This window comes from Paenibacillus sp. ACRRX (assembly GCF_022346885.1).
Lineage (GTDB): Bacteria > Bacillota > Bacilli > Paenibacillales > Paenibacillaceae > Paenibacillus_B.
Genome location: NZ_JAKRNK010000001.1, coordinates 51,433 through 69,027, shown reverse-complemented (window position 1 = coordinate 69,027; position 17,595 = coordinate 51,433). Strand labels below are relative to the sequence as shown.

Here is a 17,595-nt window from a genome sequence, read left to right as displayed (position 1 = left end):
GACATCCTCTAGAAGGAGGTGGAGTTCCATGAGCCTTATGAAAGGTCCACTAGACACGTTAGGCATACTACAAAATGAAAGAGTCGGCTCTCCTCCGTTCGCAGAAACTGCATTCTGCCGAAAATTGTGTCTATCCGGGCAAAAACGGGGTGTCCCCGTCCTTATCTTCTCTCCTCACTGGATCGATTGGGGCAAGCGACTGGTGAGGGGATACACGTACGAAGATCAAGAGTGGAAAAGTGTAACCGCTCCGATACCCAAACTTGTCTACGACCGTCTAACTTTTACCAACGAGGTACAATATCGGAAAAATCGAGCTGCTGTCGCCCGAATGAGGCTGTCAGGTACAGCATGGCTCAGTGTCGGACTAGGCGGAAAATGGGATATGTATCGTTCCCTGTCACGCATTGACAGCATTAAACATCTGCTTCCAGAAACATCATTATACAGTGGCGTTAAAGCACTGAATGACTTCCTCCATGAGCATCAAGGCAAAGCATTTCTTAAGCCTCACAGTGGGAGCAAGGGCAGATCCGCGTTGTTCATCCAACGCCTTGGTTCATCGGCTCATGCCGATTCCTCCTCCATCAGAGGATATACCATCGTCGTTAAAGGACGCGATGACAGCAATCAGCCATTTGAGCACAACTTCGATCGCCTTCAAGCTGGACTACATTGGATTCATAGCTTCATCAACGGTCGAAAATATGTGCTGCAGCCCTACTTGACCTTAAATAGTCCAGAGGAAGAGCCTTTTGATCTGCGGACACTTATGCAAAAAGACGAAACTGGCCGTTGGGCGCTCACCGGCATGGCCGTACGCATCGGTCTTGAAAATGGCATTACATCCAATCTTCATGGTGGAGGCCATGCTGCGGATGCGGCACAATACTTGAAAGCTCAATATGGCGCCAGCGTGTCACAGCAGCTCATTCACGACATTATTCAATATAGTGAATGTATCCCCGAGGCTTTGGAAGCACGCCATGGGCGTCTGGCAGAGTTAGGCATTGACTTTGGAATTGATAGAAGTTCGCGAATTTGGCTGCTTGAGGTTAATTCGAAGCCGGGTCGGGCCGTATTTGAACACACCGGTGAACGCGAAGCCGAGATGCATGCGGTAGAACGTCCCATTTTATACGCTCGCCATGTCTTGGTTCGACATCTTAGGAGGGTCTGTCCATGAGTTTGACGGTTTGCAACGTCCATCTGACGCCAAATTCCGAAAAAATGATCTATGTATCCCACACACTATTAAAACAACTGAAGCTGTCCAACAAAAGATCAATTCGCTTGCGTCTTGGCAGAACCAGTATTCCAGTTACATTAAAACCGATCAAAAAAGCCGGCAAACATCTGTATATTTCTTCAGGGATACGCACTACTGTAAAAGTTCCCAAATCAGGCAGCGTATTTCTGTTAAATGAAAGTGATGGTCATATTCAGCTCGGTCCGTTAATCGGCATATTGTCCGATGCCTCCATTCGTTCAACGACCAGCCCCTTTGGCAGCCGTACCGGATTTATTAAACAAATACTTCGCGCCGGCCACAACAAAGCTTATGTTTTCGCCTTTGCCCCACGCGATATTAATTGGTCTAACGAAACGGTATTGGCTTACTTTTTAAATGAGTACGGGGGGTGGGTAAGAAAGACCGTGCCACTGCCTGATGTTATATATAATCGCCTTCCAAGCAGAAGAGCTGAGACTTCTACTGGCATCAACAATTTACGAGAACGGTTTATTCGGAAAAAGATCCCTTTCTTCAATTGGAGTTTCTTTAACAAATCTGATGTGTATGCACTGCTGGAAGGTGAACTGGATGCAAACAGGTACGTGCCTGAATCCGTTATGAATCCAAATTCGGACACCATCAGGGAGATGCTGGAGCGGCATCAGTTCGTCTATTATAAGCCTACCGCTGGCAGCCTCGGCATCGGTATTTACCGCTTAACCTATCTCACGAAGAAAGGTTACTTTGCCCGTTACACAAATAATGGTAAAAACGTACTGCTGCGATTTAAACATTTCAGCAGTTTGATGCGGATGCTCCAAGGTCGGCACGGACGGCAGCTGCGGGGTTATGTCGTGCAGCAAGGCGTACGTCTTGCCGAGATCGATGGTTGTCCCATCGATTTCCGCTTCCATATGCACAAAAACGGGGACGATCAATGGGTCGTCGTCGGCATTGGTGCGAAGAAGGCGGGTAAAGGCAGTGTAACTACCCATGTTAAAAACGGAGGGCAGTTGATGGCTCCGAGGCAGGCACTTGAACGCACGTTTGGCGAACGCGCGGATGAAGTGCTGGATCGAGCCAAAGAAGTTGCCATTGAACTGGCTGAAGCGATAGAACGAAATCACCCGCACCTTATCGGAGAAATAGGCTTTGATCTGGGTATCGACCGTGATGAGCATGTATGGATGTTCGAAGCTAACGCCAAGCCTGGACGATCGATCTTCAAGCACCCTTCTTTGAAGATCGAAGGTAAGTCTTCCATCGAGCATATATTGGAACACTGCCTATTCCTAAGTAAATTTCGCAGGAGGGATGAGCAGTGAATGGAATGGAACAAGAGCAATTGCCGATTGTGGCCATTCTCACCATTGATGACGACAATGAATATTTCAGAGGAAATCGCGAAAATTTTACCGACCTGCTCATGACCGGTAAAGAGCTCGGCTTTAACGTCTATATCGTGACCGTTAAAGATCTTAAGTTAAATGCAAAACGGGTAATCGGTTATAACTATGTTCCAGAAAGCAACGTGTGGCAGCAGGGCTGGTTTCCTCTGCCTCACGTTATCTATAATCGCATTCCACTCCGGGAAGATGAAATGCAGCCAAGTGTGAACAGCAAAATCAAGTCGATTCTAGCCCATCCTACGATTCGTATGTTTAATCCGTACTTTTTTAATAAATGGAACTTGTTTGAATGGCTTAAAAAATCAAAAACGACTAAGCCCTACATTCCCAGTACACGAAAGCTCACGACTTCTGCCAGCCTTGGCAAAATGCTGAATCGTCATGCCTATGTGTATTTAAAACCAGAGACAGGCAAAGCGGGAATGGGAATTATGACACTGCGAGTCAACCAAGCGAAAACGTTAAAGTTCCGCTTAAAAATACAGGACAGAAAAGGAAGCACCTCGTATAAAAGCGCGCATATCAGTAAGTTATGGTCACGTATTCGCAAACAAGCAGGTCAAAGCCATTACATCATTCAACAAGGAATCTCCCTTGCAGCTATTAATCGTCGGCCGTTTGACTTGCGTGTACTCGTTCAAAAAAATCAAATGGGCGAATGGGACATAACGGGTGTTGGCGCTCGGATAGCTGGTGTATTAAGTATCACCACGCATGTGCCGCGTGGCGGAAGCATAGATGACCCGGAGAAATTGCTGACTTCAATTTTTGGCGAGGTGCAAGCCTCGCAAATCATGACCCGTGCGCGAAATGCTTCGTTAGTCATTGCTCGACAAGTGGAGCGTGGGTCAGGACACACGCTTGGCGAGATGTCTATGGATCTAGGCGTGGATGCAAGCGGAGGAATCTGGTTCTTTGAGGCGAATGCAAAGCCCATGAAGTTTGACGAGCCGCACATTCGCAGATGTTCTTTAGAACGAATTTTCCAATACAGCACGTATCTTGCCAAGAACAGCGGATAACGGACAAAAAGAAGGTGAATGCATTTTGACTCAGCCTATACTTGGCATACTCACGTTATATATGAATGAACAGAAGCAATTAGAAGAGCGTCCTGTATATCAGAAGATGATAGCAGCAGGCAAGAAGCTCGGCATCGAAGTCTTTGTATTTACGCCGCAAGATGTCAATGAGCAAATGCGAAAAATTCATGCTTTGGTATACAATCCAGACAACAACCGTTGGTCACGCAAATGGATGAAGTTTCCCCACCTTATATTTGATCGCTGCCGCTTGCAGAGCAGCTATCGGTTCGAGCAATTACGAAAATTTCGTACAAAATACCATCATCTTCATTTTATGAATCGACCACTCCGCAACAAATGGACCATCTATCAGGTGCTTGGAGAGGACGCTGAGATTCATCTATCCTTGCCTAAAACAAAGCTGTATTCGTCAGTTGCTGACGTACAACAAATGATCAAGCGAGATCCCGTTGTATACTTGAAGCCGATAAATGGCACAGGCGGCCGTGGTATCTTAAGAATTGAGCGTCTAAAGTCATCCAGTCAGACCGTATTCGTGCAAGGAAGAGACCATCAGCGGCGTATCATCAAACCGCAAAAAATGACGTGGTCTCAACTCACATTAAAGCTTGCCTCTTGGCATGCCAAAGAACGTTACTTGGTGCAGCAGGGCATATCGCTTAATTTACCGAATGGACGTGTTCACGATTATCGCATGCTCGTGCAGAAGGATGGCAGTGGGCAGTGGACAGTGACAGGATGCGCCGCCCGCATCGGCGCCGCCAAAAGCATTACCTCTAATCTACATGGCGGCGGAGAAGCGGTAAGAATGGATACGCTGCTCAGGCAGTGGATCGGAGATGAGAAGAGAATCAACGAAGTGAAAGCTAACGCTGAACAATTAGGAGTCGCCGTTGCTCGTTTTCTGGAAAAAAAGTACGGCGCATTATGTGAACTGGCCTTAGATCTCGCCATCGAAAGAAACGGTAAAATATGGCTACTAGAAGTTAATCCAAAGCCGGCACGTGAAGTGTTTGCCCGGATTGGAGATCGCGACACGTATCGTTTGGCTCTATCAAGACCTTTGGAATATGCGATCTGGCTGTATGAGAATAAAGTAAGTCCTGATGCACGTACCCGCGAACCTAAGCACTCGAATAAGGAAATTGTCTCCAAAGAGCCACCAGCTAATGAAGAGGCCGCCTCAACCTTAAAGCTGTCCGGCATGCCTCCATCAACAGAGCCGTTCGTAGGCATACGAATGCCGTCCAGATCTAACCGTGTAAAGAAGACACGCAGTTCTACTCCGGCCTATCGTCGCTTCCGCCCCTATTATCCATTCTATCCCTTAAAACCATCAGCCCGCAAAAGACCTACTCGGAGACACTGGCAGGGGGTTTCAGATGAAGATACGTCAGCGACACAGCCAGAAAGTCACGCTTGTAATCACATTGATTCCGATGAGACCCAGGCCATTCTGGATATTATCCAACAGTCCAAACATAAAGACTCTCAATAGTTACAGCTTCAGACATATGATCAAATACAAGAGGAGCAGCCGGTCGCTTGCCTAGGCTGCTCTTCTTTATGTCGGATCGAGTTTGCTGCACAGCACGTTTCCACTAATTATGACAGCTCAGCACTCCGCTCATACAGCGACAGCAACTCTCGGAAATGGTTAATATAGAAGTCAGAACCTTTCAGTTCTTCTTCTCCCCCAAAGCCTGCATACGTACAGCCGATCACCGTCAGATCATTCTCCTTGCCTGCCTCCACGTCCGATGAACGGTCCCCGACCATCCATGCCGATGTGATCCCATGTTCCTTAAGCAGAATACGAACCAGATCCACTTTGGAGGACGTACGATGCCCTCCCGCACTATACAAGCCATCAAACAGCTCATGAATACGATGTGCTTCTGCAACACCTTTTACATAAGGCTCCAGGCCATTACTTGCTACAAACAGCTTTACTCCCTGCTGATGCAGCTGATGAAGCACCCCTTCCACCTCAGGGTATAAAGAGGAACCTCCCTGCTTCAAGCCTGCCAGTTCTTCTTCTAATAACAACGCATCGGCACGCAGACGAGCTTCTTCGCTGGCATCCGGCATGACACGCTGCCAAATCGCCTCAAGCAGCATGCCTAACGAACTCAATATATACTCCTCAGGCGGTGTCGGACCTTCGAACAGCCCTTCCTCGCGAAGGCGATCAAACAACCGATGATAGGCTGGCAGCAGCAGAGTCTCTGTCTGGAACAACGTACCATCCATATCAAAAATAATCGCTTGCGGCTTATTCATTCCACAATCCCATCCTTTGTATAAGTAATCAGAACCTATGTCTTCCTTAAAAGGAATGTGTCCAATATATCATACAAATGTTGCTAACACCCACCTGATTGTCCGAATTTTCATAAACTTTTTGTAAGCAAGCCATTGGATTTCCTGCAATCAACCTGCTACCATAAAAGGTGAATCTTTTATTATGCTAGACCTTGGAGGCGTATTCATGAATTATGCAGAAGCCATCATCGTTGGCGCCGGTCCATGCGGATTGTCAGCCGCGATTGAACTGAAGAACATCGGCATCGAGCCGTTAATAATTGAAAAGCATAACTTGGTGAATTCCATTTATCGTTACCCAACTAATCTTCAATTTTTCAGCACGCCGGAGCTGTTGGAGATAGGTAACGTTCCATTTACTACACCAAATGAAAAGCCATATCGACACGAAGCACTTGTCTATTATCTGAAGGTGGCGGAGCGTTACCAACTAAAAATTAACGCTTACGAGGAAGCGATCGCTATTACCAAACAATCAGACTGCACATTTCTTGTAACAACAAGAAAGACTTCTGGTGAGACTGTTATCTATTCCTCTCCCTATGTCATTGATGCTACAGGTTATTTCGACCACCCTAATATGCTGGGCATTCCTGGGGAAGATCTACCGCATGTATCCCATTATTTCCAGGAAGCACATCCGTACGCAGGAATGGACGTTGTCATCATTGGTTGCAACAATTCCGCTGTTGACGCCTCTTTGGAATTGCTACGAGTTGGTGCAAGGGTGACGATCGTACACCGAGGACCTGTCATATCAGAACATATTAAGCCGTGGGTGCGCCCTATCTTTGACAGCATGGTTGCAAAGGGGCTTATCACGATGAATTTAAGTTCTCAAGTAACCACTATTGAACCAGATCATGTTACAATTGCCGCTGCAGAAGGTCAGTACATAGAGCGGCTGCCTTGCCGTTTCGTGCTGGCGCTAACTGGCTTCAGGCCGGATCGTCGTATGTTGGAGCAGACAGGTGTCCAACTGCAAGAAGATAGAGAAAAGCCTGTATTCGATCCAGCTACTATGCAGACCAATATTAAAGGTCTTTACATAGCAGGTGTCATTGCCTCTGGCAGAAACGCCAATGAAATTTTTATTGAAACTGGACGTGGCCATGGGAAGCTGATTGCCCAACATATCCAAGCACAACGGACTTTATAAACTGACTGAACTTAAGCTGCTTGAGTGGGCTATTCCCATACCATTAATGCTTCATGCACATATTCCCGTTATCAGAACACACAACAGGCCCCACCTACAGGTATGCTGATCTGTAGGTGGGGCCTGTTTCTTTGTAATCGAATATTTACAATCCAATAGGATGATACGGGTAAATGTCCCCTGTTCTGCACCAAGAATAAACAAGATACCATCGCTTCACTAAATTGATAGTGTCGAAGTCCGCTTTCTAAAGTCAATACCTTGATAGTACATTTCTGCCACGAGCAAGTTAGGCCCGCAGCAGCGTGCCGCCGGACAATGGCAATTCACGGATGCTGAGAGCGGATGTGCGGTTAGCCATTCATTAAAGATATCATCCAGCTTCGAGGCATGAATACTGCCGAAGGATGGGATATCCGCAAAATCAGTTACGTACACTTCACCATTAAACATGTTTACATTTAAACGGTTGCGCCCGTCTGGGTCATTCCTAACGGTAACGTTAGGCTCTGTATGCAGACGGCGAATGAGCTTCTGATCTTCTTCATTGCTGTTGCAGGCATAAAAAGGCAGTGTGCCAAACAACATCCACATGTCCGGATTACGAACGTCAAGCAGCTTGTGAATAGACTGTCTGAGCGTATCGATCGGCAGCATTGGCAAATGCTGTGCAAACGAACTCGGGTACATCGGATGCACCTCGTGACGCTGGCATCCCATTTCTTGAATAAGGCGATGCATTTCCCCCAACTTATCGTGTGTCCGATAATTAATCATCGTTTCCGCAGATACAAGCAAGCCGCCAGCTGTTAATTTACGGGTATTTTCCATCATTTGTTCGTACCACTTAGCCGATACTTTGGGAGAGATATGATGATTGGTATGAACAAATCCAACTTCATGGAAGTCTTCCGCATTCGTATAGTTAAAAGAAATATGCATGACATCCAGATAAGGAGCAATAAGCTCATAACGTCGATAATCCAAGGTTACGTTCGAATTAAGCTGTGAACGGATTCCTCGATCACGCGCATACTTTAGAATTGGTACGATATAATCGGTGACTGTAGACAAATGGAACGTTGGCTCGCCTCCGGTAATACTAATTGTCTCCAAATGCTCGACTTCATCCAGCCGTTTTAGCATCAAATCCACCGGCAGCATGTTTGGTTCGCGCATAATTAACGTGTGTCCGACAGCACAATGCTCACATCTCATGTTGCATACTTGGGCAACTGTCATCTCTACACTTGTCAGTTTATGTTGATTATACTGATGTAATGATCGAATAGGGTCCCAAGGATCATATGCGGGTGACAACGGCGTCAGCACTTGTTCCGTTCTCACATCAGTTTGCGGTTGTTGTTCTTGCATCATTTTCATTGTAGCTCACCATACTTTCTTATTGCCTATAAACTAGCTATCTATTATATAGTTAAATGACGGATCACTTCATTAAGCAGCGTCACGTGAAGAATTGGGGCGCTTATGCCAGGGCGACCACCAGTTGGCGCGACCCATCAGCTTCATTAATGCCGGTACAAGGAATATCCGAATTAAGGTTGCATCCAACAGGACCGATGTTGCTAAGCCTAATCCGATCGCCTTCATCATTTCATTATCTGTAAATATAAAAGCGCCGACCACTGCTATTAAGATAAAAGCCGCACTCGTAATAATCCCGCCTGTCTTTTTCAGCCCCTCGGCAGTGCTGCGCTCATTATCCCCACTGGCCTCATACTCCTCAGCAATACGAGACAGAAGAAACACTTCATAGTCCATAGATATGCCAAATACAACACAAAAAATGATGACCGGCAGCATCGCAACTACAATTCCAGTTGAGGTAACCTTAAATAAGTCTGCCATGTAGCCATACTGGAACACGAGCACCACTATGCCGAGACTTGCGCCCAGACTCAGTACATTCATCAACACAGCCTTTAGCGGAAGCAGTACAGATCGGAAGGCCAAAAATAGCACAACATACGTCACTGTCAGTATAAAGATCACTACAAATGGCAGGGCAGTTGTAATTCGTTCTACAATATCAAGGCGATATGCGGGCCCCCCGGTCACATAAATATCTGTCCCCTGCAGCTCCAAGCCTCTCAAGTCTCGAACGAGGTTAAAGGCCTGATCCCCATCTGTATTGACTCTTGGCACAACATGGAGCATAACATAATGGCCATTTGCCAGATGCCGATGCTCCAATTGGCTTTGAATAGCAGGCTGGCGAATTGCGGCCAACTTCGCTTCTGTGGATGGCAAATTGCTGACTAACGATACGTAGCTCTGCACACGCAATACACTAGGCAGTGACGCGATCTCACGTTCCAACTGCTCTGCTTGCTCAATCGAGCGCGCTTCCGTGTAAGCCTGTTCCAACCTTAGCAGCACATGCAATGAATTGATCTCACGCTTATCATATACAAGCTCCATCAAGTCGGCGCCATGTCTTGATTCATATGTAGGCGGCAGCACTTCTGCATTGGGGATACCAATCTTCATACTGCCCACTGGCCAAGCACACACGATTAAGCCAAGCGTAAGCAGCACAACAATTGTGATTGGGCGTGACATCACTCCATAAGCAACCTTGCCCCAGAACCCTTCCTTCAGCTTCCCTTCGCCTTGGCAGTTATCAGCCAACTTACGCTTTCGACGACGCCAACGCAGCGGAATAACTGGATACCTGTTGATTCGCTCCCCGATCATGCCAAATAGCGCCAACAGCAATGTATTGCCGACAACGACCGATATCGTCACCACAATTACACCGCCAAGCGCCAACGAACGGAATAAAGACAAATCGATAAAAGCCATCGCGACTAATCCAATAAGCACCGCAACACCTGAGAAAAAGATAGATTGGCCTGCTTTCTGAGCAGTCATGGCTACAGCACCTTCGAGAGTACCCTGATTGCGGAGCTCTTCCCTAAAGCGGCTGACCATAAATAATGCGTAATCAATACCAACAGCAAGTCCAAGCATCGACACCAAATTAGGCAAGAAATTACTGAGCGGGCTCGATACAAAGGAAATAAAATAAATAAGTCCAAGCGTAGTCGTCACACTTAATAATCCGACAACAAGCGGTAGTACACCGGCCAGCCATGTTCCAAATACGAGCAGCAGAACAAGCAGTGCAATCGGTAATCCGATCAGCTCCGACTTTACAATATCGTTCTTGCTTGCCACCTGCATATCATAGTACACAGGTGTCGCGCCGCTAACATAGGTATCCATATCCACCATCGATGGAATCAGGTTGCGTATGGAAGGATATAATTCCAAAGCATCGTTGGTATCCAGATCCAGCAACACACTCACGGCTATAATGTCATTGCGTTCTGAAACACGTGTATATTCCGCAAACAAAATGTCGGTTACATATGATTGCTGCCGAAGTTCAGATAACGAATCCATTATACGTGCCTTAGCACGCTCTGATAGCAGAGAGGAACTATCTTTACTCTTATACACGATATCCAGCGCATTGGATGAAATATGCATCTGTTCACGAAGAAGCTTTAATCCCTGGTCTGATTCGCTGCCATTAGGAGTAAAGCCGTTATCTTTTAATAACGAGGGGACCTGAACCGCAAATATAGCCATTGCTGCAAATAAAACAAGCCATAGACTTATCACCAGCTTACGATGGCGGTATATGAGCGTTCCCCATCTCCAGAACACGCCCTGCTTATCCGTTTCCCGCACTGAAAGTCCCTCCGTTAATGAACACTTTGCTCTAAGCCATAATATCCGTCCGATATCCCGTAATCACAACATTTAGCTTAAGTGACAAATCTATGTCTTTCATATCCGAGTATGGTTTACCCTCTGGATCAAGCAATAAACGCACAATGGGACGCTGAGGAATCTTCGAATTAATCTTCGATATGACACCGACCTCGCCCGTGCTTAACTCAACCGTCATTCCAAGCGGATACACAGCGATCCGATCACGGAACAAAGCGAGCATGGACTGATCATATAACGTGCCTGAGCCTGTGTAAAGGATCTCCAACGCTTCATGTGGCTGCATGGCTGACCGATAAACGCGGTGTGATGTCATCGCATCAAAAGAATCCGCAATCGCGATCCATTTCGCATATTCATGAATATGATCTGACAGGATTCCCCTTGGATACCCACTCCCATTTAACCTCTCATGATGTTGATAGGCACAATGAGCCACAATTAATGGAATATTGGGTTCATTTTTAAGAATACGAAATCCAAGCTCCGTATGGCTCTTAATATGGGAAAATTCATAGTCAGACAGTCTTCCGGGTTTATTCAAAATTTGAAGGTCTAGCTGCGTCTTCCCAATGTCATGGAGCAAAGCGCCCATCGATAACATCTTAAGTTCTTCCTTGGCGTATCCATGATATATTCCAAACATCGTCGTATACACGCATACATTTAACGAATGCTTAAACACGTATAAATCCGCCGTCTGTATGTCTCCGAGCATAACCATCGCATCTTCATGGCTGGATATGTCATCAATGATACTGTCTAGCAATCGGGAAAAAGCTCCGCTCATGTCACTTGGACCGCTATGCTTTCGCAGTACGGATCCCGTCATCAGGCGCTTGAACTCGCGTCGAATCATACGATTGGCTTCTCTTCTCGTCTCCTCACTCAGTATATTCGGTGCGTTAATACCTTCCGTATGCATATCTTCTACATATACATACGACACCCCCATATCTCTGAGACGTTTGATGAAGCTGTCGTTGAGCTCGACGTTCTCACTTAACAGAACCATTCCTTCTTCATTATAAACTTTTTTGGCGAGACGCATGCCGCTTTGGCATGCAGATATCGGAACATAACGCAAACATTGTCAACCCCTGCTGTAGACTATCTTTGCTACACATATTGCATGGAGCACTTGTCCATATCATAACATTTCTTCGCGTCCATGACGATTATAAAGCGATCAGAAATCACAGTTGTCCGTCGATCAGGCCTAACGCATAACAAAAAACCAGAAAGTTCCCGCCAGCACAAGCCGATATATTGCAAAATGCCACAGCTTAATATTTTGAATATGACTCAAAAAGGCCACCACAACTATGTATGCAACAGCAAACGACACGATAAATCCAAGTGCAAAAAAGCCAAGCACTCCAGGTGTAAACAACTTATAGCTGTTCATTAATTCATACCCGCAAACAACTATCATAATGGGTATGGCCATCAAGAAAGAAAAATCCGCCGCTGCCCGATAACTCACTCCGCTCAACATGCCTCCTGACATCGTCGAACCGGAACGGGAGAATCCAGGCCATAGCACGGAGATGATCTGATAAATGCCGATCATTAACGCCTGGCCGTAGCTAATTTCATCCAATGTTTCCGCCGAGGGACGACGTCGTGAACCGACCCACTCAGCAGCTAACATAAATATAGCTCCTGCGACTAATGCCCACAGTACCGTGCTGGCGCTGAACAAGTTTTTAATAAAGTCTTTGGCCAGATATGCTGTCAACAATGCAGGTGTGATGCCTAATGCTACATGCAGCAAATTAAGCTGTTTCTGCGGTACATATCCTTTAGAGACGGTTTGCTGCTTTAATCCAAACATCGATAATATGCGATTCCAGTATACAATCGTGATTGCTAATATAGCTCCTAGCTGGATCGCGATCTCAAATGATTTCAACAGCTCACTCTGATCATTAATCCCCATCAGCTTGGCCGTCAAAATCATATGTCCAGTTGAGGATACAGGAATAAATTCTGTTAGACCTTCTACCACACCTAGAAAGATGGCAACTAAAACGGTTAGCATATAAAAGCACACTCCTCTCATTCGTAAGAACGCTACCTTATATGTATGTCCCAGAAGCCAACTATAAGCATATCAGAAACCATAAAGAATGACTATGGTGGGCAAATCCACCCCCTTGCGCACAAAAGTTTCCATTTCAACTTAATAGAAATCTACAAATTAGAATATAATTCATGATTATTCGTCAATATAGCTGTTTTTTTGCCTAATGTTATTGTATGGCTGGAATAATGTTGTTATGATAACCTTACATGAAGTCAAATACAGTTAGGGATCGGTGAATCGCACCATGCGCGTTCATGTTACTGAAGTACATGATGGAGATATTATCATCAAGGATATTTTTAATGAGAATGGAGTTAACATTATATCAGCTGGCACCATTATTAGAGACCGAGATATAGCCATTCTTAAACGTCATAATATCGATATGCTGGATATTATGGAAAGAGTAAGCCCGCAATCCAATATCGATACCATGACACTGACGGCTGCCGCGGCAGAATTGAAGGAAGCTGCTCCAGCCTCCGTTCATGATCGCTTTTTCCCGAGGTATGAGGAAGCGCTTAAAGACACTAATTTGTTGTTTAATCATGCACAGGCCAATGGTGTAATCGTCCATGAAGTTGTGGAGAATACGATTACCCCGCTGCTGGAGGAATTCAAGAAAGAACGTGATGTCGTATCCTTATTATTGCAATTGAATTCAGAGGACGACTATACGTGCCAGCAATCGATTAAAGTCAGCATGTTATCGTATTTCTTGGCTACGTGGCTTGGTTATAGTCCAAGCGAATCACTGCGAATCGGCAAAGCAGGTTACTTGCATGATATCGGCAAATGCCGTATTGATCAAGCCATTCTGAACAAGCCGTCTCCGCTTACGCCAGATGAATTCGAGCAAATGAAGAAACACACAATCGCTGGACATGAGATTATTAATGCCAGCTACAATGACGACTGGCTTTCATTTGCCGCTTTGCAGCATCATGAGCGAATGAATGGAAGCGGATACCCGTTGTCGTTAACAGGCGATCAGATTCATAAAGTTGCCAAGATCGTTGCTGTAGCCGATGTATACAGCGCCATGATCTCCAAGCGAGCATACCGCGAGAAGCAAGATTTATTCAGCGTATTAAAGGAACTGTATCAGATGAGCTTCGACCAGCTCGATCCTGTGATTACACATACTTTTATTCGCTATATGCTTCCTAATTTCTTACATAAGCAAGTCGTCCTAACAGATGGCCGTACTGGAATTATCGTTATGAATCATAACACTGAATTTTTCAGACCGCTTGTCCGTGTGGACCAGCAATTTATTGATCTGTCCCAGAATCGCAAGCTGGAGATCGAACGTGTACTTCACGAATAGAACAATCAATAGGCTTGTCCACTATGGACAGGCCTATTTTGTTGAATGATGGTCTAATACAAATACTACTTCCTCGAAAAAGAGCCCGGTATGACAATCCGACTAATAGTAGGATAATCCCCCAAGCATTGCATCATTTTATTATAAATATGTTGTTTGAATGCTAATATGAAACAAAGCACACCAACTAAGGTTAAAGGACATCTCCCTCTTAGTATTACCTGTAGAGAACCCTCCCCTTTAACTATACAGCAACCCCTTTTCCTCATAGGCGCTTTAACTGATTACCAATTTAAACTGCTTTTTAAACACTTTTTTTCTATTCACAGTTCTTCATAGTCCTCTAAATGCAAATGGGACAGGCCCTAAGCAGGACCTATCCCAAAGTTAATCACGTATTGAATTAGGTGCCGGATCTTGCCTTCTGTCAGCTTGTGAGAGGAAATAAAGTGGGAACTACCGTGTAAAATCCTAGAGGTGTAAAGGGATGCATTTATGGTTTGTAGATTGTAAGAGGAACAAACTTTAACTGGCCTGATGTAATAAATACTCCCTCTACTGCATCGGATTGAAGGATTAACTGGCCATTAGATTTATAAGCACCTACCCAAACTCTATAATGGGCTGGTTGCAAGCTCCAATTAAATGAAGTGTTGTTTGCACCAGTTATCGTATGAGTAGTTGCAATGTTTGTTGCCAAATTACGATAAGAGACTTCGTAGTAGTCTGCATTGCTAATTTTATTCCATGTTACATATAAAGTTCCGTTTGCTAACAAGGCGTTCTGCTCTACCTTCTCCACATTCGCTTGTGGTACTGGGGTTCCTTGAGCCAAAACAGCCCCTGAACCAATAGACAGCAGCAGTCCAACCGACAACAGAGCCAGAGAAAAACGTTTAACCATAAACCAAAACCTCCTAAAAATTAAAATATGTTACAGCTCTATTATACACAGTCCTATTTTATTGTCCATATATTTTTATATTTAACAATAAATTTATTTATTACCATAATTATGTTATCAATCACATCTTTCCCCAAGTTCCCACTTGATCATGTAGCTTACTTAACTCGCATATAAAGATAGCTACATGAAATAAGCTGTGAAGTACCAACTAATCAAATTGCAAAATGAAGAAATACAGCTATTTTATCCATTACAAATAATTGCAAAAATAATGAACGTGCAAAGCAAAACAGTATAAAACACTGTGCAATAAAAATAAGAACAGACTAGCACAGCAACATAAAGCGGTCAGAACTAGAAAGTGTAGCAGCAAAACAATCAGATAAACTTTATACTGGAGGCTATACATATAAAGAAAGAAGCTCGTACTGATGAGGTTTTAAATGATACCGTGTAGGCATAAAGACAACATATCTTAAATATGGAGAGGGTTTAAAGCAAAAAGGGGGAATTCGGTAGTATAGAACAGGAAGACAAGGCCTTGGAGAAGGTCAAATAGGAAAAGTGATACTCTGCTGCTTATCCATCCACTATCTTAACAACATCTACAATACCATGATTTGGAACTTAATTGCAACTAAATCACCCTGAATTTCAGAATATAATTTCACTCCGGATCTATAATTCCATCAATCTATTTTCAAAAAATATTTGTCTGCAACCTAATGTACAATGACCAGACTGGCCTGCTTTTGTCCATCAGCCTCACATTTATGATTATTTATCCACATCCTAACGTTAGTTACCCTCCTTCGCAAGGACAGCATCCCTTAATAGACACTCATTATTTATGTTGGGCTGCAACGAGCACTCATAAAGACAAGCTGCATAAAAAATCAACCCTCTTGCTATAGCAAGAGGGTTGCCGTCTTATCCGATGGAGCCTTCCATCTCGAATTTGATCAATCTATTCATCTCTACCGCGTATTCCATCGGCAGTTCTTTGGTGAATGGTTCAATAAAGCCCATTACGATCATTTGTGTAGCCTCGTTCTCAGTCAAACCGCGGCTCATCAAATAGAAGAGTTGGTCTTCGGATACTTTGGACACGGTAGCTTCATGTTCTAGCTGAATGTTGTCATTCATAATCTCATTGTATGGAATAGTATCAGAAGTCGACTCGTTATCCAAAATCAATGTATCACACTTAACGTTAGACTTGGAACCTTCCGAATTACGACCAAACGATGCCAGACCACGATACGTCACCTTGCCGCCGTGCTTCGAGATCGACTTGGAAATAATCGTCGAAGTCGTGTCAGGTGCAAGATGAATCATTTTTGCTCCAGCGTCTTGATGCTGACCTTTGCCCGCAACTGCAATGGACAACACTGAGCCTTTAGCGCCACGGCCTTTTAATATTACCGCTGGATACTTCATCGTCAACTTGGAGCCGATGTTGCCGTCAACCCACTCCATGTTCGCATTTTCTTCACATACAGCACGCTTCGTCACTAGGTTGTAAATGTTAGGCGCCCAGTTCTGAATCGTCGTGTAACGAACGCGAGCGTTCTTCTTGACGATAATCTCAACAACCGCACTGTGCAATGAATTGGTGCTGTAAATAGGAGCTGTACAGCCTTCGACATAGTGAACAAAGCTATCTTCGTCCGCGATGATGAGCGTACGCTCGAATTGGCCCATATTTTCCGAGTTAATACGGAAATATGCTTGTAACGGAATTTCACATTTTACGCCCTTCGGAACATAAATGAAACTTCCTCCAGACCATACCGCACTGTTCAGTGCCGCAAACTTGTTGTCTGCAATTGGAACAACTGTTCCAAAGTACTCTTTGAACAGCTCTGGATGTTCACGAAGCGCTGTGTCCGTATCTGTAAAGATAACGCCCTGGTCTTCAAGATCTTTCTGCATGCTGTGGTATACAACCTCAGATTCGTACTGAGCGGATACCCCTGCCAAGAACTTTTGCTCCGCTTCAGGAATACCAAGCTTATCAAACGTTTCTTTAATTTCCGCAGGAACCTCTTCCCACGTCTTTCCTTGCTTCTCGGAAGGGCGAACATAGTACTGGATATCGTTAAAATCGAGTCCATCGAGATCTCCGCCCCAATTTGGTGTTTCCATCTTGTTAAATTGATCCAGCGATTTCAAACGGAAGTTCAACATCCATTCGGACTCGCCTTTAATCTTAGAAATTTCCTTGACGATTTCCGGTGTCAAGCCTTTACCGGATTGGAACACCGCTTGGTGATTGTCGCGGAAGCCATATTTATACTCTTCCATTTCAGGCATTTGCTTAGCCATAGCCGT

13 protein-coding genes are annotated in these 17,595 nt (G+C 44.8%); 6 read left to right on the top strand and 7 right to left on the bottom strand.

All coding sequences use genetic code 11. The features are described from left to right. Positions 1 to 28: 28 nt before the first annotated feature. Genes MH117_RS00280 through MH117_RS00265 form a run of 4 tightly spaced genes read left to right on the top strand, consistent with a single transcriptional unit; the run spans position 29 to position 5,187 of the window. Positions 29 to 1,186: a YheC/YheD family endospore coat-associated protein gene (locus MH117_RS00280; RefSeq protein WP_239326263.1), complete on the top strand. Its 1,158-nt coding sequence runs from the start codon at positions 29 to 31 to the stop codon at positions 1,184 to 1,186. Beyond that, entirely contained in the window at positions 1,183 to 2,559 is a 1,377-nt protein-coding gene (locus MH117_RS00275; RefSeq protein WP_239326261.1) for a YheC/YheD family endospore coat-associated protein, read from the top strand. Before MH117_RS00280 ends, MH117_RS00275 begins: the two co-directional genes overlap by 4 nt. Positions 2,560 to 2,564: 5 nt before the next feature. After that, on the top strand, positions 2,565 to 3,665 hold the full coding sequence (locus tag MH117_RS00270) for a YheC/YheD family protein (RefSeq protein WP_275444495.1): 1,101 nt from the start codon (positions 2,565 to 2,567) through the stop codon (positions 3,663 to 3,665). Positions 3,666 to 3,690: 25 nt separating this feature from the next. Further along, a complete protein-coding gene (locus MH117_RS00265) occupies positions 3,691 to 5,187 on the top strand; it encodes a YheC/YheD family endospore coat-associated protein (protein ID WP_343224421.1) in 1,497 nt (498 codons plus the stop codon). A 107-nt stretch (positions 5,188 to 5,294) separates the two neighbouring features. Here the strand turns inward: MH117_RS00265 and MH117_RS00260 are convergent, their stop codons facing one another. Beyond that, positions 5,295 to 5,972, bottom strand: coding sequence for an HAD family hydrolase (locus MH117_RS00260; RefSeq protein WP_239326257.1), 678 nt, complete (start codon positions 5,970 to 5,972; stop codon positions 5,295 to 5,297). Positions 5,973 to 6,180: 208 nt separating this feature from the next. Here MH117_RS00260 and MH117_RS00255 point away from each other — a divergent pair, with 208 nt between their 5' ends. After that, positions 6,181 to 7,173 (top strand): YpdA family putative bacillithiol disulfide reductase, encoded by a 993-nt coding sequence (locus MH117_RS00255; protein WP_239326255.1) that lies wholly within the window; start codon positions 6,181 to 6,183, stop codon positions 7,171 to 7,173. Positions 7,174 to 7,392: 219 nt separating this feature from the next. Here the strand turns inward: MH117_RS00255 and yfkAB are convergent, their stop codons facing one another. The 4 genes from yfkAB to MH117_RS00235 form a co-directional block, all read right to left on the bottom strand. Next, complete coding sequence (gene yfkAB / locus MH117_RS00250) at positions 7,393 to 8,550, bottom strand: radical SAM/CxCxxxxC motif protein YfkAB (protein ID WP_481857232.1); 1,158 nt, start codon at positions 8,548 to 8,550, stop codon at positions 7,393 to 7,395. A 78-nt stretch (positions 8,551 to 8,628) separates the two neighbouring features. Next, positions 8,629 to 10,893: an MMPL family transporter gene (locus MH117_RS00245; RefSeq protein ID WP_239326253.1), complete on the bottom strand. Its 2,265-nt coding sequence runs from the start codon at positions 10,891 to 10,893 to the stop codon at positions 8,629 to 8,631. Between the two features lie 31 nt (positions 10,894 to 10,924). Continuing rightward, positions 10,925 to 12,022, bottom strand: a complete 1,098-nt coding sequence (locus MH117_RS00240) for an HD-GYP domain-containing protein (protein ID WP_239326251.1) — start codon at positions 12,020 to 12,022, stop codon at positions 10,925 to 10,927. Positions 12,023 to 12,154: 132 nt separating this feature from the next. Beyond that, positions 12,155 to 12,979, bottom strand: a complete 825-nt coding sequence (locus tag MH117_RS00235; RefSeq protein WP_239326249.1) for an undecaprenyl-diphosphate phosphatase — start codon at positions 12,977 to 12,979, stop codon at positions 12,155 to 12,157. A gap of 289 nt (positions 12,980 to 13,268) precedes the next feature. Between MH117_RS00235 and MH117_RS00230 the strand changes: the two genes are divergently transcribed. Beyond that, entirely contained in the window at positions 13,269 to 14,354 is a 1,086-nt protein-coding gene (locus MH117_RS00230; RefSeq protein WP_239326247.1) for an HD-GYP domain-containing protein, read from the top strand. A gap of 493 nt (positions 14,355 to 14,847) precedes the next feature. Here the strand turns inward: MH117_RS00230 and MH117_RS00225 are convergent, their stop codons facing one another. After that, positions 14,848 to 15,258: a hypothetical protein gene (locus MH117_RS00225; RefSeq protein ID WP_239326245.1), complete on the bottom strand. Its 411-nt coding sequence runs from the start codon at positions 15,256 to 15,258 to the stop codon at positions 14,848 to 14,850. Positions 15,259 to 16,191: 933 nt separating this feature from the next. Next, positions 16,192 to 17,589 carry a Fe-S cluster assembly protein SufB gene (gene sufB, locus MH117_RS00220; protein WP_239326243.1) on the bottom strand — a complete coding sequence of 466 codons (1,398 nt, stop codon included), beginning with the start codon at positions 17,587 to 17,589 and terminating at the stop codon, positions 16,192 to 16,194. Between the last annotated feature and the right edge of the window lie 6 nt (positions 17,590 to 17,595).